23 protein-coding genes are annotated in these 20,632 nt (G+C 40.8%); 9 read left to right on the top strand and 14 right to left on the bottom strand.

Features of this window, described 5'->3' with window-relative positions:
- Positions 1-92: 92 nt before the first annotated feature.
- Positions 93-455 (top strand): hypothetical protein, encoded by a 363-nt coding sequence (locus CEF17_RS06065; RefSeq protein WP_100398739.1) that lies wholly within the window; start codon positions 93-95, stop codon positions 453-455.
- A 62-nt stretch (positions 456-517) separates the two neighbouring features.
- Here the strand turns inward: CEF17_RS06065 and CEF17_RS06060 are convergent, their stop codons facing one another.
- Positions 518-823 (bottom strand): hypothetical protein, encoded by a 306-nt coding sequence (locus CEF17_RS06060; protein ID WP_100398738.1) that lies wholly within the window; start codon positions 821-823, stop codon positions 518-520.
- Between the two features lie 340 nt (positions 824-1,163).
- Here CEF17_RS06060 and CEF17_RS06055 point away from each other — a divergent pair, with 340 nt between their 5' ends.
- Positions 1,164-1,583: a muramidase family protein gene (locus CEF17_RS06055; RefSeq protein ID WP_100398737.1), complete on the top strand. Its 420-nt coding sequence runs from the start codon at positions 1,164-1,166 to the stop codon at positions 1,581-1,583.
- Between the two features lie 130 nt (positions 1,584-1,713).
- The gene (locus tag CEF17_RS06050; protein WP_100398736.1) at positions 1,714-2,343 is read left to right on the top strand and encodes a hypothetical protein; all 630 of its coding nucleotides are present in this window, start codon (positions 1,714-1,716) and stop codon (positions 2,341-2,343) included.
- 39 nt (positions 2,344-2,382) lie between these two features.
- On the opposite strand, the gene CEF17_RS06045 is transcribed toward CEF17_RS06050, so the two are convergent.
- Positions 2,383-3,051 carry a haloacid dehalogenase type II gene (locus CEF17_RS06045; RefSeq protein WP_100398735.1) on the bottom strand — a complete coding sequence of 223 codons (669 nt, stop codon included), beginning with the start codon at positions 3,049-3,051 and terminating at the stop codon, positions 2,383-2,385.
- A 400-nt stretch (positions 3,052-3,451) separates the two neighbouring features.
- On the opposite strand from CEF17_RS06045, the gene CEF17_RS06040 reads away from it, so the two are divergent.
- Both CEF17_RS06040 and CEF17_RS06035 read left to right on the top strand, forming a co-directional pair.
- Positions 3,452-3,697 carry a hypothetical protein gene (locus CEF17_RS06040; RefSeq protein WP_100398734.1) on the top strand — a complete coding sequence of 82 codons (246 nt, stop codon included), beginning with the start codon at positions 3,452-3,454 and terminating at the stop codon, positions 3,695-3,697.
- A 25-nt stretch (positions 3,698-3,722) separates the two neighbouring features.
- On the top strand, positions 3,723-4,157 hold the full coding sequence (locus tag CEF17_RS06035) for a GAF domain-containing protein (protein WP_100398733.1): 435 nt from the start codon (positions 3,723-3,725) through the stop codon (positions 4,155-4,157).
- An 18-nt stretch (positions 4,158-4,175) separates the two neighbouring features.
- Here the strand turns inward: CEF17_RS06035 and CEF17_RS06030 are convergent, their stop codons facing one another.
- The 3 genes from CEF17_RS06030 to CEF17_RS06020 all read right to left on the bottom strand — a co-directional run bounded on the left by CEF17_RS06030 (position 4,176) and on the right by CEF17_RS06020 (position 6,493).
- Positions 4,176-4,643 (bottom strand): hypothetical protein, encoded by a 468-nt coding sequence (locus CEF17_RS06030; RefSeq protein WP_100398732.1) that lies wholly within the window; start codon positions 4,641-4,643, stop codon positions 4,176-4,178.
- A 202-nt stretch (positions 4,644-4,845) separates the two neighbouring features.
- Positions 4,846-5,736 (bottom strand): SMP-30/gluconolactonase/LRE family protein, encoded by an 891-nt coding sequence (locus CEF17_RS06025; RefSeq protein ID WP_157842944.1) that lies wholly within the window; start codon positions 5,734-5,736, stop codon positions 4,846-4,848.
- A gap of 205 nt (positions 5,737-5,941) precedes the next feature.
- Positions 5,942-6,493, bottom strand: coding sequence for an excalibur calcium-binding domain-containing protein (locus tag CEF17_RS06020; protein ID WP_100398730.1), 552 nt, complete (start codon positions 6,491-6,493; stop codon positions 5,942-5,944).
- A gap of 279 nt (positions 6,494-6,772) precedes the next feature.
- Between CEF17_RS06020 and CEF17_RS06015 the strand changes: the two genes are divergently transcribed.
- Positions 6,773-10,006 carry a DEAD/DEAH box helicase gene (locus CEF17_RS06015; protein ID WP_100398729.1) on the top strand — a complete coding sequence of 1,078 codons (3,234 nt, stop codon included), beginning with the start codon at positions 6,773-6,775 and terminating at the stop codon, positions 10,004-10,006.
- Between the two features lie 45 nt (positions 10,007-10,051).
- Here CEF17_RS06015 and CEF17_RS06010 read toward each other — a convergent pair whose 3' ends face one another.
- Together CEF17_RS06010 and CEF17_RS06005 are read right to left on the bottom strand one after the other, a co-directional pair.
- Complete coding sequence (locus CEF17_RS06010) at positions 10,052-11,011, bottom strand: bile acid:sodium symporter family protein (protein ID WP_100398728.1); 960 nt, start codon at positions 11,009-11,011, stop codon at positions 10,052-10,054.
- 188 nt (positions 11,012-11,199) lie between these two features.
- Positions 11,200-11,529: a nucleoside triphosphate pyrophosphohydrolase gene (locus tag CEF17_RS06005; RefSeq protein ID WP_100398727.1), complete on the bottom strand. Its 330-nt coding sequence runs from the start codon at positions 11,527-11,529 to the stop codon at positions 11,200-11,202.
- A gap of 179 nt (positions 11,530-11,708) precedes the next feature.
- Here CEF17_RS06005 and CEF17_RS19875 point away from each other — a divergent pair, with 179 nt between their 5' ends.
- Positions 11,709-11,864 (top strand): hypothetical protein, encoded by a 156-nt coding sequence (locus CEF17_RS19875; RefSeq protein ID WP_157842943.1) that lies wholly within the window; start codon positions 11,709-11,711, stop codon positions 11,862-11,864.
- Between the two features lie 59 nt (positions 11,865-11,923).
- On the opposite strand, the gene CEF17_RS06000 is transcribed toward CEF17_RS19875, so the two are convergent.
- From CEF17_RS06000 to CEF17_RS05980, 5 genes are all read right to left on the bottom strand, one after another.
- Positions 11,924-12,712 carry a YheC/YheD family protein gene (locus tag CEF17_RS06000; protein ID WP_157842942.1) on the bottom strand — a complete coding sequence of 263 codons (789 nt, stop codon included), beginning with the start codon at positions 12,710-12,712 and terminating at the stop codon, positions 11,924-11,926.
- 275 nt (positions 12,713-12,987) lie between these two features.
- Complete coding sequence (locus tag CEF17_RS05995) at positions 12,988-14,154, bottom strand: mandelate racemase/muconate lactonizing enzyme family protein (RefSeq protein ID WP_100398725.1); 1,167 nt, start codon at positions 14,152-14,154, stop codon at positions 12,988-12,990.
- Between the two features lie 168 nt (positions 14,155-14,322).
- Positions 14,323-16,200 carry a sigma 54-interacting transcriptional regulator gene (locus CEF17_RS05990; RefSeq protein ID WP_198508898.1) on the bottom strand — a complete coding sequence of 626 codons (1,878 nt, stop codon included), beginning with the start codon at positions 16,198-16,200 and terminating at the stop codon, positions 14,323-14,325.
- Between the two features lie 23 nt (positions 16,201-16,223).
- Positions 16,224-17,234 (bottom strand): LLM class flavin-dependent oxidoreductase, encoded by a 1,011-nt coding sequence (locus CEF17_RS05985; RefSeq protein ID WP_100398723.1) that lies wholly within the window; start codon positions 17,232-17,234, stop codon positions 16,224-16,226.
- A gap of 97 nt (positions 17,235-17,331) precedes the next feature.
- Positions 17,332-17,802, bottom strand: coding sequence for a gamma-glutamylcyclotransferase family protein (locus tag CEF17_RS05980; RefSeq protein WP_100398722.1), 471 nt, complete (start codon positions 17,800-17,802; stop codon positions 17,332-17,334).
- Positions 17,803-17,944: 142 nt separating this feature from the next.
- Here CEF17_RS05980 and CEF17_RS05975 point away from each other — a divergent pair, with 142 nt between their 5' ends.
- On the top strand, positions 17,945-18,610 hold the full coding sequence (locus tag CEF17_RS05975; protein ID WP_157842940.1) for an LPXTG cell wall anchor domain-containing protein: 666 nt from the start codon (positions 17,945-17,947) through the stop codon (positions 18,608-18,610).
- Between the two features lie 83 nt (positions 18,611-18,693).
- Here the strand turns inward: CEF17_RS05975 and CEF17_RS05970 are convergent, their stop codons facing one another.
- The gene (locus CEF17_RS05970; RefSeq protein WP_100398720.1) at positions 18,694-18,933 is read right to left on the bottom strand and encodes a hypothetical protein; all 240 of its coding nucleotides are present in this window, start codon (positions 18,931-18,933) and stop codon (positions 18,694-18,696) included.
- A gap of 300 nt (positions 18,934-19,233) precedes the next feature.
- Between CEF17_RS05970 and CEF17_RS05965 the strand changes: the two genes are divergently transcribed.
- Entirely contained in the window at positions 19,234-19,410 is a 177-nt protein-coding gene (locus CEF17_RS05965) for an aspartyl-phosphate phosphatase Spo0E family protein (RefSeq protein ID WP_100398719.1), read from the top strand.
- 154 nt (positions 19,411-19,564) lie between these two features.
- Here the strand turns inward: CEF17_RS05965 and CEF17_RS05960 are convergent, their stop codons facing one another.
- Entirely contained in the window at positions 19,565-20,605 is a 1,041-nt protein-coding gene (locus CEF17_RS05960; RefSeq protein ID WP_100398718.1) for an NAD(P)/FAD-dependent oxidoreductase, read from the bottom strand.
- Positions 20,606-20,632: the final 27 nt, after the last annotated feature.

Here is a 20,632-nt window from a genome sequence, read left to right as displayed (position 1 = left end):
AATTTAGAAGCGTGGGGGAGGAAGGCAATGTTTCAGAACAGATTACCTTTTTCTTTACTTAAGAGGCAGGTAGCATAAGGAGGGGGAAACTTATGTTACTAGATGTTTATATCGGTACATTAGATGACAGCATTTTCTCATATAAAGGGGGAAATTGGAGCGGCAATACTCCTAAGAAGATAAGCCCATGGTTTCCAGAAGGCCACAAAGCATTTAGCCTCCTTTTGGAAAAAATAAAAAATAATGAGTTCAGAGGAAAACAAGTTGATTGGGGAGGTTGGGCTGCTATTATAACTTCAGACATAATCTGTCTGTTCCTTAACGAGCTTCCAGCCAGTGAAAAACGGAGCCAGTTACTTACTCAGGTTTGCAAAAGAGCAGCTCAACCAGCAGAAAGAGTATGTACTTGTTGGCATAGAGTCGTAGCCATGCTGAAAAGCCCTTGTTTCTTTTAAGAAATCAAGGGCTTATTATGGCATTACGCCTGCACTATTCTCATTACGTTACTTTGGATGCTTTAACTCATATAAGTACCCTCTACCTTGTATTCAATATCTCCGTTATCTAACACTAAAGCCGAAATTTTTTTGATCCGAAGGTTAACTTTTCTATCTTCGATTATTAGTTCGCACTGATCATTATGATTTATTTCAATTCCAGAGACAAATTCAAGTTCCACAGTTCCCGGTACCAATTTTCCTTTTCCATAAATCGCTCCTCCGCCAAGCTGGAGCTGATAAAACTTTTCTCTATATGGCACCGTGTGCTCAATGACCTTACCTTCCACGATAACGTTTTTATTTTTGAATAATAGTACAGACATAATAATAACTCCTTCCTATTTTTCAAAATATTCTTCTTGGTAGCTCTCTTATTCCCTGATTAAAACAGAATATAACATTATTCGTTTGACAAAATAACACAAGAAATTTCGCGATAATTTTTCAATGGAAGATGACCTCGTCCCTTTTGTTAATGATTCTTTTTTTAAAATAATTGTTTATTATGGTAGGTGAAATTTTATAATTGAGCATTTCTTCTAGGTAATACCTCTTTAAAAAGCTATAAGCAAGCACTACCTTTGGTTTATTTTTCCTCCCAGTGCTTTTAAAAACAAAAAAACCGGGAAAGGGGATGTATCCAGAAAAAAGGAGGAATACGTAATGAAATCAATTAAACTGGCAGCAGCTTCTTTCTTTGCATTGTTATTTTTTGTTTCATCCGCTAACGCTTCCGATGCCTGCGCGTGCAGTGAACCTTATGAAGTGAAGCCCGGAGACACGCTCTATTCGTTAGCCCAGCAATACGGAGTAACGGTCGAGCAAATCCAAAATAAAAACTCTATGGGAACATCTACTTATATTATTGCTGGAGAGGACATTCTCCTTCCTCCGGAACCAATAGCAGATGCTGAGGCCCAGGAACCTTCCGCTGAACCAGAGTCTGCGGTATATATTGTCGAAAGCGGGGATACCCTTTATAGCATTGCTCAGTCAGAAGGCACGACAGTACACGCCCTGCAGACCCACAACGATATAGAAAGTGACGTAATTTTCCCCGGCCAGGAATTAACCATACAGTAAATGATAAGAGGAGGTCCCAACATATTTGAGGACGTCCTCTTTTTTGTTTGAGTGCCCCATTACAGTCTGACCCGCTAGTCATAACTAGCCCCTTTTGGACATACATTGAGGTAATGTAAGGGGGGCTGTTATGGATTATTTTTATGAATATGGGTGGCTGCTTTTCCTCGCTGCCGAAGTCCTGACATGGGGAACTGCCATGGCATTGTTTTACAGCCGCTACTTTCTTTCATCGAGATTTCTTACTCGTGTGTCGATTGTCAGTATTCTTGCATTAACTGCCTTTCAACTTTATTTAGTAGGAGTCGATTACTATATAAATCAAGAAGTTTCCTTTACCCAGGTACTCATGCTCCTTTTTATTTTTTATGCGGCTACTTTTGGAAAATCATACATTTCACGCTTGGATGGGTATATGAAACAGAAATTTGAAAACCGAGATACTTCCTGGAAAACTTATCTTCCATTTTCTCTAAAAATTCAGCCCGAACAAAAACGGCAGCAATGGTTTTACCTCCACACAGCTGTATTTTTTTCTCTCCATTTATTATTGCTTCCTATGACAAACAGCTCTTTACCAACCTGGGAATGGTCTTTTTATACCGGATGGATGAGCCAGCCTCATCTTGGCTTCTACCCCTATCACTCATTTAACATTTTCAGTTATGTGTGGAGAATCATCTATATGATTGATGTTTTCTTTTTTCTTTGTTTTTCATATTTTCCTTTGCTGGTTCAAAGACTCCGATCTCGCTTATAGAAGGGGCCACTAGCCTTATCCCGACATCATACACGCCCATCAGTCAGTATGGTTTAATAGCTTTAAAATCCCTGTCAAATCATTACTTTCTATATCAGGTCTTACGTCAAGCTCTTCCAGGGGCAAGTGCTTGCGGTTCACCCAGGCGGTGCGAAACCCAAAGGTGGACGCTCCAATTACATCCCAGCCATTAGCAGAGACAAATAGTACTTCTTCTCTTTTTACCTTCAAGTCTCTGAGCACTGACTGGTAAGAAGCCGAAACGGGCTTATAATGTTTATAATCATTTACACTGATAATCTTGTGAATAAGAGAAGAAATCACAGATTGGCTGACAAGAGGCTCAATCATATCCCGGGAGCCATTGGAAAAAATCACACGCTGATAATCATTCAGCTCTTCCAGCACTCCTTTGGCTTCCTGAAAGACGGCTAGATTCAGATATTCATTGCGTAATGCCTGCTCGTCACTTTCACCTAACTCAAGCGCTAATTCTTTACACGTATACCGCAAGCTGTCTGTGGTGACTTTTGAAAACGGCTCATAGATACCCATAAGCTGACGTAAAAACGTGTATTCAATTTGCTTTTGCCTCCATCTTTCACTTATCTCCCTTCCGTTTCCCGGAAATAATTGTTCTGCCTTCTTTTCCACTGAGTGTACATCAAAAAGAGTTCCGTATGCGTCAAAAACAAGCGCTTGAACCATATTACTCTCCCTCCTTGCTGTTTCTTTTCCCCGCGTTCAGAAGTTACCTTTTACAATGTTCGAGTCTTTACCGACAAAAACCTTCTGTTGGGTATGATCATCAGTCCCATTAGAAGGTTTTCGTTGTTTTTTGTTTGCTTGCTTACATAAAACCACGTCACCTGGAAAGGACAGGTTGGTGTCCTATTGCGGTAGGTTTCGTTTTATTTCAAACAGCAGAGACTGAAGCCTGTTTGAAATAAGGCCTCTTATCATCTGCCCTTTTCCCTTTTTATGACCTACTCGTCTTTTCTTTTTTTACGTTTTTTGTTTTTAAAGTGATTTCTATCACAAAACCTTTATTTTGGGATTGCTATACTTTTCTTATGAATAGAGTACAAGATAAAGGAGAGTGATAAGCATGTTGATGGATTTTCTATCTCATTATCAAATAAATGCTTATTACCTGATCACCTTAAAAGCAAGCAACCAGACTATGAGCATAGACGAATTTATCACTTATATAGAGGGCATAAACAAAAGTAACGCTATAAAAGAACGGTTATTAACTCTCGGGATGTTAATAGATAAAGACATGATTCTGGCTTATTTGGCAGGAACGGCAGAATTATTCTTGCAGCACAGCAATCTACCTGTCCATAAATAATGGACATAGCAAGGGAGAGCTTTTTATGAATTCTTGTTTTGAACAGGATTTACAGATGATAAAAAAAGAGACAAATAGTGATTTTGCTGCTATTGCCTGGACTGAGGAAGGGGGCAACACCCACCGCTGGAAGGAGGCTGTCGGCTTTTCAAATAACAGATACAAAAATATTTGCAAAAGAAATGGCTCAGGTCTTGCAGGTGTAATCTTTACTGCAGGAAGGCCGTTTCGCTTAGATAGTGAGAATCCCTATTTAGAGCATAAGAGGCTGGAATCTCCAATTATGCTTGCAGAGAACCTTTTTGCCGCAGCTGCTGTACCAATTAAAATAAATGATAAAGTAAAAGGGATTCTTCTCGTCGGAAGCCGGACTGAAAGACTTTACACGAAGTCGGACCTCTCCCATATGACCAAAATGGCAGAAAAAATCGATGCCTGGCACCCTGCTCGAATGTCATAAAAAATGGCAGAATCCTTCTTATGAAAGGATTCCACCATTTTTTTCTGTTACAGCTGAATCGGGCGCCATGCACCAGGAAGAAAATTCCATAATCTCAAGGACGTCTTCCTCGGAAATATGGAGCATGCGTGCGATCTCTGTAACATAAGGGCTTTTTAATTCTCTTGTAACCAGTACGTCGTTTGTTTCTTTTATATCCCTTGAGCTTGGCATCGCTTGCCCCTGCAGTTCTTTTCTTTTATGTTTCATACGCTTTAAAGCGTTTATTCTTATGACTGCCATCACATCTTTTTTGCTATAGGTCTGGCATGCCTGCAGCTCTTCAATTGAAAAATACATTCCAGCCGATCGGTACAGCGGTATTTCCTCCGTTGATTTGGCAAAGGTTAAAGCAAGGTGTTCAATCTCTTTTTCTACTTCAAGCATTATATACAAAGGTGCACCAATAGAATCAAGAGCCAGCGCTTCAGATGGAATCATCCCCATTGTTTTCCTCCTTTTTTTCCCTTTATCTTCATCTTAAGCAAAGAATTTATAATATCTAGTGAGAAATGTCACTTTTAGTAAAAAAAGGTACTTACCTCCTACAAACAATCACCTGGACTCCTGGGCCCTCTGTCATATAATAGCGTTCAACACTTTCATATGATCTATTTTTTCTTTCAAAATGTTACAAGCACCTTGGGTGTTATGCACCCTGGTAGCGGTTTGGAGGCAGGCCGGTTACGTCTGCCAGAGTGATGACAAAGGTAAACCCTGCCATAGGCTGTTCTTTTTTCTCTTTTTCTGTCAGCTTCACATCGGCTGTAGTGACAAAAAGCTGATTTAAGTCCTTCCCCCCAAAAGTACAAGACGTTACCAGAGAAGCAGGAAGATTAATTTCTTCCTGTTTTTCTCCGGTGTCAGGATCCCATCTGCTTACTTTTCCACCTTCAAAGTGAGCAATCCACAACTTCCCCTCTGAATCAATTGTCATGCCATCTGGTTTTCCTTTTTCCTCAGTAAAATCAATCACAGGCCGAGGCGTAAAAATATCTCCAGTCTGGAATTCATAGTTAAAAACGACAACCTGCTGTTCAGGAGTGTCTATATAGTACATGCAATTCCGGTCTCTGTTCCAGGCCAGCCCATTAGAAACTGTGACAGGGGAATGCATCTTTCTCACTTTCCGCCTTTCATTGAGACAATATAAGGCTGCCGCTCCTGTCTCCCTCGTTAAGGAGATGGTTCCTGCCCAAAATCGTCCTTCCGTATCACATTTTCCATCATTAAAGCGGTTATTGGCTTTCTCTTCTTCCGGGTCTGAAAGAAAGTGAAAATTGTGGTTTTCCATATCAACGATATAAAAGCCATGCTGCATCGCTGCTACGAGTTTTCCTTGTGAAGTAGGGGCTACCGCTCCTACCATCTGTCCTGTCTTGATGGAACGAACCTTTCCATTTTCTGGATCATACTCATGAATCCGCTCCCCGGTAATATCCACCCAATATGCTTTCTTTTTTTCATCATCCCAGATCGGACTTTCTCCTAATTCTGAATAGTGGGCAATGACCTGGGCATCCACTTCTCTCTCCCTCACGCTGCATTTCACCTCTCTCCTTGAAGTCAATTTACCAATCTCTTTTCACACCATTCCCAAGAGAGAAAGGATTTAACCGGTATTTCTCCATAACATCTTTGTCACCGGGTTCAAATAAGTAAAATTTTTTCTTTTTAACATATAAAAAAACGCGGCTCTGAAAAGCCGCGTTTGTCAGAAGGGTGGACTATTTTATCTTTAAAAATTACACAGTAGCTCGTCTGCGAATGGTTAACAGTACTGCAGCCCCTGCGGCAGCTAATGTGCCCATAAGCACCATGAAAGGATTAGCTGTCGCTGTTGCAGGAAGGGCTCCTCCCTCTTCTTCAGAACCATTGTCCTCTTTTACCGGAGCTGGGGCCTCTGCATCTTCCTCAGATGCTTCTTCCTCTGTGCCATCTTCTTCTGTTGCTTCTTCAGCAGCATCCTCTTCTTCTACTGCCTCTTCTTCCTCAGTTGCATCTTCTGTCGTGTCTTCCTCGGTTGTACTAGTCATGACTTCTTCATGATCCGTGAATTCTGCTTCAAAGTCTGGTAGAGTCAGGCTTTCACATGGGATACCGTCACTGTCACCGTCCAGGCCATGTGGATCATTTTGAGAATGATACCCATTTGATTCCCAGAAGTCCCATACTTCCGCCCCGGAATCAAAGTCCCCGCAGTTTCTGTCCTGGGCTCCTGCCGGCAATGCAAAAGCCAGAGCGGCCATCAATAAAAATACAAAACCAAATAACGAGATTGATAGTTTTTTCACCATAACTTCTAACCCCTTTATTAAGTATTTAGTCCACCCCTCCTTTAATCCTATCAATCTACTTCCTTATTTTACAAGTAATATACTAAGATGGCATGAAAGATTATATTTACCAATTTCTTGCTAGTTTAATAGATATGTTTTTTCCTTTTCTGAAATGAACTTTCTTCACCATTTTTCTGAAAAATTTCTGCAGACAGTCCTGTTTGAAATAAGAGCATGGAAATCTCCTTTCGATCCTTGGTATAATAGAGGAATTACAAACTTCTCAAGGAGTAAGATATGTTTCCACTAACCTTAGACGACGTTAAAAACCTGGCGGGAGTTTCCATTTACTCCAGGGGCCTCACTTATTATCAAAAAGGCTCTGTCCATAAATTTAATATAGATACAGAAGAAGAAGAAACAATCGTAACTGCAAAGGTTGCGGGCAGGAGGATCTATGAGGTTGACTTGTTTTTAGAGCATAGAACCGGCCAGGTATCAGGACATTGCAGCTGTCCGGCAGCTGAGATGATGGATACCTGCAAGCACATGACTGCTGTGCTGATTAAAGCTGTGAATGCTGTCTCAAATGACGATATGCTTCCATACGAGACAGAGCCTCTCGTAAACAGAACAACGGTTTCCTACGATCCTCACGTGAGTGAATCATTTACTGAAGAAATTATTTCCCAGCTGACTGATGAACAAGATCCTTCTTTTCATCCTGAGATCCCTTTAACAGTCCAATTTACAATTAAGCCGGATGTGGGAATCACGTACTGGAACAAAGGGTCATTTTCCTTGCGGTTAAAGGCAGGAACGAACAGCAAGCATTATGTGGTGAAAAACACTAAAGAATTTCTTGAATCAATAGCTGAGAAAAGGACTCACTATTTTACACCTTATTTTACTTATGATCCGAGTGAACATTATATCGCTGAGCCTTTAGGACAGTTTTTACAGCTGCTGAAAGAAATCTCTGATCATAACGACTGGTACGGTGAAGATCACTACCGTTACAGCTCGAAAAAAGATGAAATCAATATCCCTCCTATGTTTTCTCAACGGACAATAGACCATCTACTCACTTTAGAGGAAGTCTATGTCCAAGAAGATAGGGAGGCTATACCTATACAGGTAAAAGAAAAAACCTTCCCTCTTTTGTTTTATGTAAAAAAGGAGAATGACTATATTGTTCTTTCCCTTTCCGATTCATTTAAGATCTTAACAAGCCTGGAAGGGACAGACTTTATAATGGATCAGGGAATCTTTTACAAAGTAAATGAAGAGCTCCAATTTTCTGCTTTTTCTCTATATAAAGCGATAAAGAAAACCCGCTCCTCCTCCATGGCTCTTACAAGGCCTCAGTTTGAGAAGATAGCGGGTACCGTGATTCCTATTTTAGAAAAATACAGCCTTATCCATCTTGACCAAAACATTATGACAAACATCCAAACAGAAAAGTGTCACCCTGTTGTAGACATTGAAAAAGACGGAAGCCAGCTGCTTGCTCGATTATCTTTTCAATACGGAAGACAAGTCATCTATCCATTTGAAGAACGAGAAGAACAAGAGATCCTCATTGCTCGTGACATGAAAACAGAGCGAAAAATAGTCTCATTAATTGAAGAGGCCTATTTCCATTGGAACGGCAGTAGATTATCCTTAAACGGCGAGGAAAATATCGGACGTTTCTTTTACCGCATCCTTCCTGACTTAAGAAAACATGCAACCGTTACGCTTTCCGACGAAGCAGAAGAGATGATTGCTTATGAGCTTCCCGACTCTGTCCTTACTTTTGATATTGACCCTTCTAATCAGTGGTTTGAAGTCAGTTTCCGAACAGATGATATTTCCGGAGAGGAAATAGAGTCTATTTTGTCTTCACTGAAAGAAAAAAAGCATTATCATACAACAAAAGAAGGAAAAATCATGTCTTTGGATCAAGATCATTGGAAAGATACCTTGCATTTTTTAGAGAGGACAGGGATGCATCCTGAAAGCTTATCTGATGGTCCTTCACTCCTTCCAAAGTATCAGGCTCTTGAAGCAGATGAACTTGCGAAAGGAAAGGGGTCGTTTCACCGCTCTCAGGCATTTGAAACGTTAGTGCAGTCTATTCTCCATCCGGAAACAACAGAGCACAGGATCCCGGCCTCCCTGAATGCCGAGCTTAGGGATTACCAGCTCAGAGGTTTCCAATGGCTGAAATCATTGTCTCATTACGGTTTTGGCGGGATATTGGCTGATGATATGGGTCTTGGGAAAACTGTACAGGCCTTAAGCTTTATTTTATCTGAACAAGAAGAAAAGAAAACAGGACTTCCCTTTCTTGTCGTCGCACCCTCTTCTCTTCTGTATAACTGGGAAAGAGAAGGCCAGACGTTTTCTCCCTCTCTGCGTATAAAGGTAATAGGTGGGAGTAAGGAAGAAAGAAAAGAAATGCTCAGTGATCTTACAGACACAGATGTTTGCATTACCTCCTACCCTCTCTTACGAAGAGATACCGATTTATATGAGCCTTTATCCTTTCAAGGTCTTCTTTTAGATGAGGCACAGACCTTTAAAAACCATGCTTCACAAACCTTTAAAGCAATCAAAAAGGTAAAAGCTGCCCAGGCCTTTGCTCTTAGCGGCACACCTATTGAGAATCGCATGGAAGAACTCTGGTCATTAATGGCGGTAGTTATGCCTGGCCTCTTTCCTGACAGGACAGATTTTAAAAAAATATCGTTAGAGACGATCCAAAGAAAAGCGGCTCCGTTTGTCCTCCGCCGGACAAAAAAAGAAGTGTTAACAGAGCTTCCTGATAAAATCGAACAGACTCGCTATTCTGAGTTGACGAAAGAACAGCGTAAACTCTATTTAGCTTACCTTGAGAGAATCCAGTCTGAAACAATGCAGCAGTTAAGCACAGAAGGCTTTCAAAAATCCAGGATGCAGATTCTCGGCAATTTAACCAGGCTGCGCCAGCTCTGCTGTCACCCTTCTCTTTTTATAAATGATTACGAAGGCGAGTCTGGAAAAATGGAAGAACTGATGTCTATACTTGAAGATTCTCTAGCAAATCAAAGCCGGATTCTTATTTTTTCCCAATTCACCACCATGCTTTCTTTAATTGGAGAAGCCTGCGAGAAAGAAGGAATCTCATACTTTTACCTTGATGGAAGTACACCATCGAGGGAACGGCTTGAATTGGCCAGCCGTTTTAACAACGGAGAAAAGGAAGTGTTTCTTATTTCCTTGAAGGCTGGGGGGACCGGGCTCAATTTGACCGGGGCAGACACGGTCATTTTATATGATTTGTGGTGGAACCCTGCGGTTGAAACTCAAGCTGCGGACCGGGCTCACCGCATGGGACAAAAGCAGGTTGTCCAGGTCATGAAGATGGTCACCAAAGGAACAATTGAAGAAAAAATCCAGTCTCTGCAGGAAAAGAAAAAATCGTTGTTTGACAACCTTATTCAATCAGGAGAAACAAATTTAACCTCACTCTCAGAAGAAGATATAAGAGACATCTTATCGCTGTAGGAAAGGACGGGCCGGGCCCGTCCTTTTAGTTATGTTACAGAAACATTACAATCCTTTCGGGTGCCAGGCACCCAAAGAGGGGCGGCGCAGGCTCAGCCGGTTAGCAATAAAGGCTCCTACGGAAAGATTGATGATCATATTAATGATGGGGGGGACAGCTCCTAATTCTCCGATAAACTCAAAAGCAAGAATAGCCGCAAGTGCTGTGTTGCATAAACCGACGTGAAATAAAACTGCTCTTGCTTCCTCTTCCTGTACTCCTAATTTCTTAGCAAGGACGTAGGCGAGCGCCATAGGAAGAACAACCTGTAAAAAGGCAGCTAAGACAATTAGGGGAAGGATCTCTGCTTCCCTTGCAATCGTGTCTTTTCCATCTCCAACGATGGTATGTATGATAAGAAGCAAAGAAACGGATGATCCAAACCTCGTCAGAGACTTGGAGTGTTCTCTGGCCCTTGGGAAAAGGCGCTGAACAATAATGCCAAGAAACAAAGGAATAACAACAATGAATAGAAACGATTGAAGAAGACTTATAAATGATATCGTTACTTGATTTCCTGGCAGCCCTGTCATCGCCAATAAAGTAACAATAGGGCTGATCCCTACATCAAGTAAGGAAGCGGCAATCACAAGGGATGTATTCCCTCCTGCCAAAAATGTATAAAGAGTGGCTGCTGTTGCGCTTGGAACTGTCCCTGACAAAATCACACCTGCCGCTACTTCAGGTCGGCTGGAAAAGAAGAGATAAGCAAGACTGAGGGACACCCCTACAGTTAATGTCCACTTTAACATTGACGCAATAAAAAGCTCTTTTTTCTTTTTTCCCACATCCTTAATTGCAGTGATATCCATGGAAAGCCCGGTAAAAAATATGACGATTCCAAGAAGAACACCTGGAACCCAGCCAGGAGCATCCCAATAAATAGGGGAAAAATAAGTGAGGATAGCTGCTAAGATGATAAGCAAAGGCAATTTTTTTGAAAGAAATTCAGAGATAAGGTTCATGATTTAATCCCTTTCTTGTTCAAATCCACTATGTAAAAAGGAGCTCTTTAGAAACGAGCTCCCTTGCTGCGTAAAATCTAAGCTGTTTTGGCATATCTTTAAAACTCCTAGGCAGAGAAGCGAGCATGTTTTTCTGCGGCAACAGATGTCGCTGTACAGCTTATGAGCCTGCTGAACAAATGAACTTGTTACTTCTTATCTTCAACCATAACTAAAAATCTTTTCTCATCGAAACCGCCTCTGACTCTTGCTTTTTCCTTTCTTATTTCCTCAAGCTTTTCTGGAGAGGCCCCATGTTGATTTGATAAAGCATGAAGAAGTTCAAGAATATCAGCTAACTCATTCAGTGCATCTTCATCTGTTTCAGCAGATAGATATTCATTTAATTCTTCCTGAAGCTTCTTTTGAGCTTCTTCCTTATACTTCTCGTCTGACAGCTCTTCGGCCTGGTATCCTTTTCCGGACAGCCGGAGCATATCGGGAATATGATCACGTACCAGCTTGTTGTAAATTGGCATCCAATCATCCTTTCAAATAATCTGTTCTATAGTATACCTGTTTTTATAGTGTGCGTAACACATCATTTTATCTCTTGGCTTAATACAAATTGTCTTTTTTTGTTTTTATTATTCTTTCTCTGAATGAAGAATGATTCCTTTCGATTTGTGACATAGTAAGAAAAAAAGTGGTGATAACAATGTTACGATACAATGTGCCCCGTCTTGTTGTCTGGAGCATGATCCTGACTTCAGTCCTTAACCTGGTAATTATTATGATGACCTCCATCCATCACGGACAAGTCAAGCAGCAGTTTCGAGACATCAAAAATATATTAAAGATAAGGATTCAATAAACAGGAAAAGGAGGGTCTTTTTTATTAAGACTCTCCTTTATTACAAACGTGTTACATTCTTATGAGGTGCCAGGCACCCGTTTCTCGTGTTCCTTGCGGATTTTTTTAATTCTTCGATACATTGTTTTGTCGGTGAGCTTATAGAAATTTCTAATGCCAGGGCACAAATTCCCTTCGATGACCCACACATGTCCCCCTTTATCCACTCCGATATCAAAGCCCATGATGGTATGCTTTTTCCATCGTACAGCCAGCCTTTTGGCAGCGAGTAATGAGACTCGTTCTGCTTCCTCCATTATTTCTTTTCTGCTCACTGACGGATCGATACTCGCCTTTTTTAATGCTTCGGGAACGGGTAGGATTATACCCTTGCTTATTTTGTTATTCGTTACAATATAGCCTTTTCCAGCAACCTTTGTTACCATCCCGGTTGCTTCCCACTTTTTCGTCACTTTTCTTTTTTGAACAATAACCCTGATATCAAAGGGACTGTTATTATATTCGGCCAGATCAATGTATCTTTGAACAATGTAGTTTCGCTGCAGTGGATGTTTCCTGGTGCTGATATACTTGTCAATAAATGCCAGCATTTTATCTCTGCTGCTGTATGTGACCTTATAACTTCTTTCCTGAACTTCAAATTTGTTATTTTCAAGCTGCGTTACTTTTAAAATATTTCTCCCTCTTCTTCCAATCACAGGCTTTACCATCACCTGGTTGTATTTTTTTAGAAAATCCAGCAACATTGTATGAGTATATTTTTCCGTAGCTGGCAAATGAGGCTGAAGCTCCTCTCTTTTTTGCATGAGTTGATGCTTCTTCCACTTGCTTCCTCCCGTATATCTCATGCCTCTCCCTCTTTCATGAAGACTGAGTCCGCCCGTTTCATTACACCCCATCTTTTTCAAGGATGCAGTTCAATTATTTTTCAAAGCGGATACTGTTACTTTTACTTGGTATGATTACTATACGCTTTTGGAAAAAAGCAGTTTAGTGAAAGCAACCAGCCAACAATTCAAAATAGAAAAAAAGACAACAGCCTTTTCTGGAAAACTAGCTATATTCTTTAAGGTGAAATGAAAAGAAGCGCAGACCTGAACGGCCTGCACTTCTTTTCATAAGATTATTTAGCCACCGTCTGTAAAAGCTCATATAAATTGGACTTTGCTTCAAATCCAATGCCGGGCACATCTGGAAGACTTACGTACCCATCTTCTACCGGAAAGTTATCAGCAAATCCACCAAAGGGCTCAAACACTCCCGGATAGGATTCATTTCCTCCAAGACCCAGACCTGCCGCAATGTTCAAGGACATTTGGTGCCCTCCATGAGGAATACACTGTCTTGGCGACCATCCATAATCACTAAGCATATCAAGAATTCTTAAATATTCTACGAGTCCATAGCTGAGCGCACAATCAAATTGGAGAATATCCTTGTCTGAGCGCATTCCACCGTAGCGAATAAGATTGCGGGCATCTTGCATGGAAAATAAATTTTCACCTGTGGCCATCGGGTTTTTGTAATACTTTGCAAGCTCAGCCTGTAATTCGTAGTCAAGGGGATCACCTGCTTCTTCATACCAAAACAGATCATAGGGCTCCAGTTCTTTGGCATATTCAATTGCCGTTCCTAAATCAAAGCGGCCGTTAGCATCAACAGCCAGATTCTTCCCTGATGGCACTACGTCAAGCACCGCTTCAATTCTCTTTATATCTTCCTTTAAAGAATCTCCTCCTATTTTCATCTTTACGACATTGTAGCCAAGATCCAGGTAGCTTTTCATTTCTTCCTGAAGCTTATCCAGTCCTTTATCAGGCTGATAATATCCGCCCGCTGCATAAACAAAAACCTTCTCATCCACCTGTCCATTTCGGTACCTGTCAGCAAGCACCTGGTATAACGGCTTTTCTTCTATTTTTGCCACGGTATCCCATACAGCCATATCCAACGTTCCTACGGCAACTGAACGCTCGCCATGTCCTCCAGGCTTCTCTCCTGTCATAAGAACATTCCAAATTTTGTGTGGATCAAGGTTTGTTTCTTCTTCATTTAGGATGTCACCAGGTGATGCATCTAAAAGCCTGGGGATAAACCGCTCTCTTAATATTCCGCTTGGTGCATATCTTCCATTTGAATTAAAGCCATATCCGATCACTGGTTTGCCATCTCTTTCAACATCAGTCACAACAGCCACGACAGAAGCAGTCATTTTACTAAAATCAATATAGGCATTACTTATGTCAGATTTAATGGGTACAGCCTTTTCTTTGATATCTACAATTTTCATTTTTCTTTCACCTCTGTGTTTATTGTCTCTTGTAGTCACGAAGAGCTGCCTAATTAAATATGCAATATTTGTGCCAACATTTTTAAAACCATGAAAAAAGTGCAGAAACAACACATCCAAGCATTGTTTCTGCACTTTCATTTGCCTATATGTTTCATATTTGAAATATCATTTTTCATTATTGAAACTCAACTTTCTCCATAACGTTGATTTACTGATCCTGTATTGTCTGCAGACTTCTTCTTTATCGCCGTCATACTGATCCAGAATTTTTTCCCAAAGCTCTTTTTCCATCAGCTTAATGTCCTGGGTCACTGAGAGCTCAACTTTTGCTGATTTCGTTAGCGGCCTCTTGTTTAACTGTTTTTCAACAAACCCCTTTGAAATATCTTCAGCAGGTGTTAACAAAACTAAGCGGTGAACAAAATTTTCAAGCTCCCTTGCATTGCCTTTCCATTTATGAGCGAGAAGAGGAGAAAATACATCCTCGCTTTGCCAGCGGAGAGGTTTGCGACCGGACTTCTTCTCTTTTTCGAGAAAAGAAAGCGCTAAAGGAACAATATCCTCTTTTCTCTCACGAAGAGGAAGAAGTTCAACCTCTAGTATAGCGAGTCGGTAATAAAGGTCTTCCCTGAATTTTTCCTCTTCTACAAGCTGAGACAGCCTTTGATTGGTTGCACATATCACTCGTACATCCACTGGGGTAATACGGCCGCCGCCAATTCTCTTGACCTCTTTTTCCTGAAGGACACGAAGAAGCTTTGCCTGAAACTCAAGAGAGATTTCACCTATTTCGTCCAGAAATAATGTGCCCCTGTGTGCTAATTCAAACAGGCCTGGCTTTCCCCCTTTTACAGCTCCGGTAAAAGCACCTTCCTCATAACCAAACAGTTCACTTTCAAGAAGAGTTGGTGAAAGTGAAGCACAGTTTATCGAAACAAATGGTTTCTCTTCGCGCTCACTTTCATTATGAATACTCTGGGCAACAAGCTCCTTGCCTGTTCCGCTTTCCCCGTATATCACCACGGTCCCTTCTGATGCGGCAAACAGTGCTGCCTCCTCTAAGGCCTCTTTCATTTCTTTATTTTTTGTTACGATATCTGTAAATCGATGCTTTGCTGTCAGTCCTTTCTTATTTAGTTCCTTTCGGATTTCGAGTTCGAGCTTTTGCAGTTTTTTCGTTTCTTCAAAAATAAGGACTGAGCCTTGAAAATTGCCATCTATGTATATGGGCAGGGTAGTGTATATAATTCTTTTTCCTTGAAGAAGTTTATTTTTTTGTTCTTTTTTTATATTAATATCCTTTGCCTCAGGGATTGCTTTTCTTACATCGCGGCCTGTTACCTCTTCATTTTCCTTTTGAAAAATATGCTTTGCCGCTTCATTAAAAACCGTGATTCTGCCTTCTTCATTTACTGTAATGACGCCTTCATTTACATAGTGAATAACGGATTCCAGCTCTTTTCTCTTTGCTTGCTCATTACGCTGAATGGAAAGTAAATGCTTGGCGGTATCTAGAGCAGTGTGAAGAGCTTCTTCACCTGATAATAACAGTTCACTGAAAACACCTAGCTTTGTCGCTGCTTTTACAGCCGCTTTATCGCCAATGACAACTTTCACATTATTCTTTACTACGAGGCCTTCTATTTTTTTCTTTATCTGTTTTTTGTTTTGATAGCTTTCAAATGTAATATTAGTATCCTTTGACAAGGAAAGATTTTCTGTGAAGGTCAACAGGTTCTCAGGGGTGACCACGGCAACATCGATAAACCCTTTAGTTACTGTGCTGCTCACTGAACGAAGAACGTCCTTAACCGAGACAGGGATATCAATGACTGGCACACTTCCCTTCTCTCTCAATAAGCGAGCTGTGCCTCCGCGGGAAATAAGAACTTTTGCTCCCCTCACCTTTTCCGGCAAGTCCCTCTCATCCTTTAGGTCTTTTTCCAGGGAAATCAGCGAAAATGGAACATCAGTCTTCAGCCGAAGTCCTTCAAACCGTTCAGCAAGCTCAGCAAAGGGTGTAATCACCACAACATCTTCCATGAAACTCCTCCTTTCTGACATATCTATCTATTCTTACCTTGTAAATGAAAGGCTTTAGAAAGAAGCTCATAAGACCGTATTCTTTTTCTCTTGTCATATATATTTGTTATGATCAACAATTCATTTGTCTGGTAACGGCGGCTCAGGACTAAAAGCTCTTCTTTAACCTGTTCAGGGGTTCCGATAACTGCTCTTTTTCTGTTTTCTATGATTCTTACCTTGTCATTATCACTCAATAACCTGGCTTTAGCCTCTTCAATAGAAATAATTTGTGTATTACCTCCTTTTTCTACAGCTAGCAGCCAGTGATCCTGACTGACAGCAAGCTCCTCTGCTTCCTCTTTGCTTTCTGCACAGACTACGAATACACAGGCATTTACCTTGGGATTATCCATTCTTGGAGATGGCGTGAAAGATTTCAAATAACTGTTCACAGCTTCTGCCCCGCTATATGGATTAATAAAATGGCCGTACGTAAATCCGGCACTATTCCTCCCTGCTACTTTGGCCCCTCTTTCTGAAAGGCCAAGAACCCAGGTTTCAGGCAGCGTTGAAGTGACTGGGTTGGTGTTAATTCCTTTATAAGGATGGCCTTGAGGAAGATTTGAATCTAAAAAGCCTTGCAAATCAAAGAGCTGGCGGGGAAATTCAATCAAGTTCTTTTTTACTCCGTCAGTCAAGGCTAAGCGTATAGACGGCCCCCCTCCAGGTGAACGCCCTACCCCTAAATCAATTCGGCCAGGAAAAAGGGCTTCCATTGTTTTGAAATTTTCCGCTACTTTGTAAGGGCTGTACTGGGGAAGAAGTACTCCTCCTGATCCTACCCGTATACGATTGGTATTTGAAGCAATGTGGGTCATCAAGATTTCCGGAGAGGAGCTTGCCAAGCCTGCTGTGCTATGGTGTTCAGCGACCCAGTAGCGGCTGTATCCTAATTGCTCTGCTCGTTGAGCCAGTAAGACAGAATGATTTAGTGCCTGACCTGCACTTTCACCCTTAGAAATAGGAGATTGGTCAAGAATGCCTAACTTCATGTGGACTCCTTTCTTTCCTACGTTTCTATGTGGTTGAGTTTTGATAAAAATAATAATGGAAGCGTTGCTGCTAATTCACTGCCAACCCCCGCTAAATTTATTTCTTTCTTTCATGAATATGAGTAATCCAGCATCCGGATGAAACATGTTCAGCCGTCCCGGCGGGATGGTTCCAATAATAAGTATAAGCTTTGGTTTTTTTTCCAGATAAAGATTCGACAATAATGGTTCTTCTTACATAATCACTGCCCTCTGGTTGTTCGGGATCATATCCTTCTAATAAATCAAGATTTTTTTGGACCTCTTCATAATACTCAGGGCTTATATATAATAAATCTCCTTTGATTTTCTCTTCACCCTTGCGCATGCAAGGAAAAGCACCACCTGTTACCGAATAAAGCACACCCTTCGCAATGGCTGGAACTTCTTCTATCGTTTTGCCTCGAATAAAGGATTCATAATTGTAAAGACCTGGCCGGAGAGTTCCATAAACAAAAAAAGGAATCTGGGCTTTCACCTGATGATTCTTCTCCTTCCCGCTTCGATATTTATTCTTTAATTTTCTCATTATACAATACAAGTTTTTTTCCTAAAAATAATCCCTATTAAGATTATTTACCTAAATGTCCTATCTAATAAATAGACGATACAGGAAACTTATGCTACCATTAGTAGGTATTTTGACTCATATCATAGATTGGAGTGTTTTGATGAAGGTACATATCTTGTTTCCTTTTGCTCTGCTTATCCTTTTGCTTTCGGGGTGCGCAAAGCATGAAATGGTTCTGGACCTCAAGGAGGATGATAGTGCTCAATTTGAGATGACTGTCTCAGTGGATACTACTCAGGTGCCATTTGGAGAATCTGAACTGAGAAGAGAAATCGCTGAAGCTTCCCAGGAAGCAGAGAAGGAAGGCTTCACCGTTCAAGTTATTGATGAAGAAACTGAAGCAGGGCTCATAGTTTCAAGAACGATTGAGGATGTCACACAATTAGAGGCTGATGATCTGATTGATGACGCAGCGGAATTCATAGAGGTCCAAGCTCTTGATCATCACACAAGAGTTCTGAATATCCAGTTTACCGGTGAAGAAGATGAAATGGCAGCGGCTATGCTTGACTCTTCTTTGGTGGTACATTTTCCTTCTGTCCCTGTAAGTCATAATGCTCATTCTGAAGATGGGCAGACTCTTACCTGGTATATTGATGTCGCGGAGGGAACCGAAGTCCATGCTGAATACGAAACAGGAAGCAGTACTTCAATGCTCTTAATTGCCGGGATTATTGCTATTCTATTGGGAGGTATAGCAGTCTTACTCTTAAAAAGAAAGAATCCAAGGAAAGATGAAGCACAACCACCGAAACAAACCGCCTAAATATAATAAGACTGCAGAAGAACTAAACCATACATGAGAGGAATAGCCCCATGTAGAAGCAGTTCAACAGCAGTCTGTTTTTATTACTCTGATTCTTCTCTTTCTTCTTCATCCTCCAGTAGCTCATCTTCTATCAATTCTTCTACCGGCGGCTCCATGTTTTCAGCAATTGTATTGACTATCGTAGGATTTAACTCTGCTCTTTCTATCACTTCAACCTGTGTTTCAGGGGGATCAGTCTTTACCAGCCACTCTACCATTATGAAACCTAATAATAAACCTGCAAGCACCGTTCCAGTCGTCACTGCCGCAACTTTCTTCAATGGCATCCCTCCCTTGTCCCTGCTTAAATTGTATCACCGGGCCTGAATGCACAACAACTAGATTCGTCCTCTATAGATTTCTCTTTTTCTCACTTAAACTTGTATTTTTTACATTTTTTATCTATTACTATGAATATTCAATCACTTTTTACTTTTTTAACTTTTTTTACTTACAAAACAAATTTCAACAAACTTCTACATATCTGATATCTTATGATTAAGAAAGTGTTTGATCAACCCACCTTAGAGAACTCAGCTCAGACCCACGTAAATATTATTCATGGGAGGCCAGCTGGAAAAATGGAACTAATCGTGCTGAACAGGCAGATAAAGAGTAAAAAGAAGGAAATGTATCATAAAGCCAAGCAATTTGGGATTAATGATCCGAAGACGATTCAATGCAGCCAGGAACTTGACCTGCTGCTTAATCAATATCAGGAACTAAAAATCCCCTCTAAAGAACCATCATTAGTTTAATGGCTCACAAATATTTATTGATTTATGCAGAATTACTTGTCTGAGGAAGAAAAACAAAAAGCAGTTTTTGTTTTTCTTTCTCTTTTTTTAGGTTCATTCCAAATCTTCATCACCGCCAGCTCCGTCTCTTCACCTATGTAACTTTTTCCCTTGCTTACTCTCTTGCTCTCTTTCTATTTTTCTCCTTAAAGATCTCATTGTGAGAGGAAACTCTTCCTTTTTCTTCAGCTTGAGGCTCGATAAATTGCTTTGCTTTATTAACAGCGTTTGCTGCATCCTGAAAGGTACCGGCAATTAAATTCAGTTTTCCGTTATGGGAAAGCACATCTCCTGCTCCGAAAAGACCTGGCTCAGAAGTTTCACTCGCCGCATTTCCCGCAATAAGCTTATTATTTTTTAAAGTAAGAGTAAGGCTGCTTTTCTGAAGCAAATCCGAGTCCCTTTCATATCCGTGATTTATAATCACCTCATCCACTGGTAAACTTATTTTTTCCCCGGTCTCAATATATGTTAACTCCACTTGGTCAATAGTTTCTTTATTTACAGCAGCTATAAGTTTGGAAATGAAGGTTTGGAAGTAGCATGTGACAGAACTATTTAACATCTGGCTTACCTGTGATTCATGGCCTTTTAATTCACTATTACGATAAGTAACAAATACTTTTTCAGCAAGAGGTTCCAGCTCGTTTGCCCAGTCTATTGCTGAGTTTCCTCCCCCCGAAATCAGTATCCTTTTCCCTTTAAATGCTTCTAACGATTTCACTGTATAGTGAAGGTTAGTGATTTCAAATCTATCAGCTCCTTCTATGTCAAGCTTTTTAGGGTTCAGTATTCCTCCTCCTACAGCCACAATCACCGTTTTTGTTCGGTGAAGAGCACCTGACGAGCCATAAAGGAGATAATGACCCTCGTCATTTTTTATGATATTTTCAACTTTTTCATTCAAGACAACCTCTGGATTAAATGTCATGCCTTGTTCTATCAGCTGCTCCATTAGCTTTGCTCCGGTAATGGGGGTAACTCCCCCGACATCCCAAATCAACTTTTCTGGATAGACGTTTAATTTTCCGCCAAGCGTTGGCTGATATTCTATCAATTTAGTTTTCATTTCCCGCAAACCACTGTAAAAAGCTGAGTAAAGCCCGGCTGGCCCTCCTCCAATAATCGTTACATCATAGAGCGGAGACTGGTTCATCATTACTCACTCCTGTCTTCTCAATTA

This window comes from Bacillus sp. FJAT-44742 (genome assembly GCF_002797315.1).
Classification (GTDB): Bacteria; Bacillota; Bacilli; order Bacillales; family Marinococcaceae; genus Thalassorhabdus; species Thalassorhabdus alkalitolerans.
The sequence above is the reverse complement of the archived record's forward strand: the minus strand, read 5'-3'. Positions and strand labels throughout refer to the sequence as shown.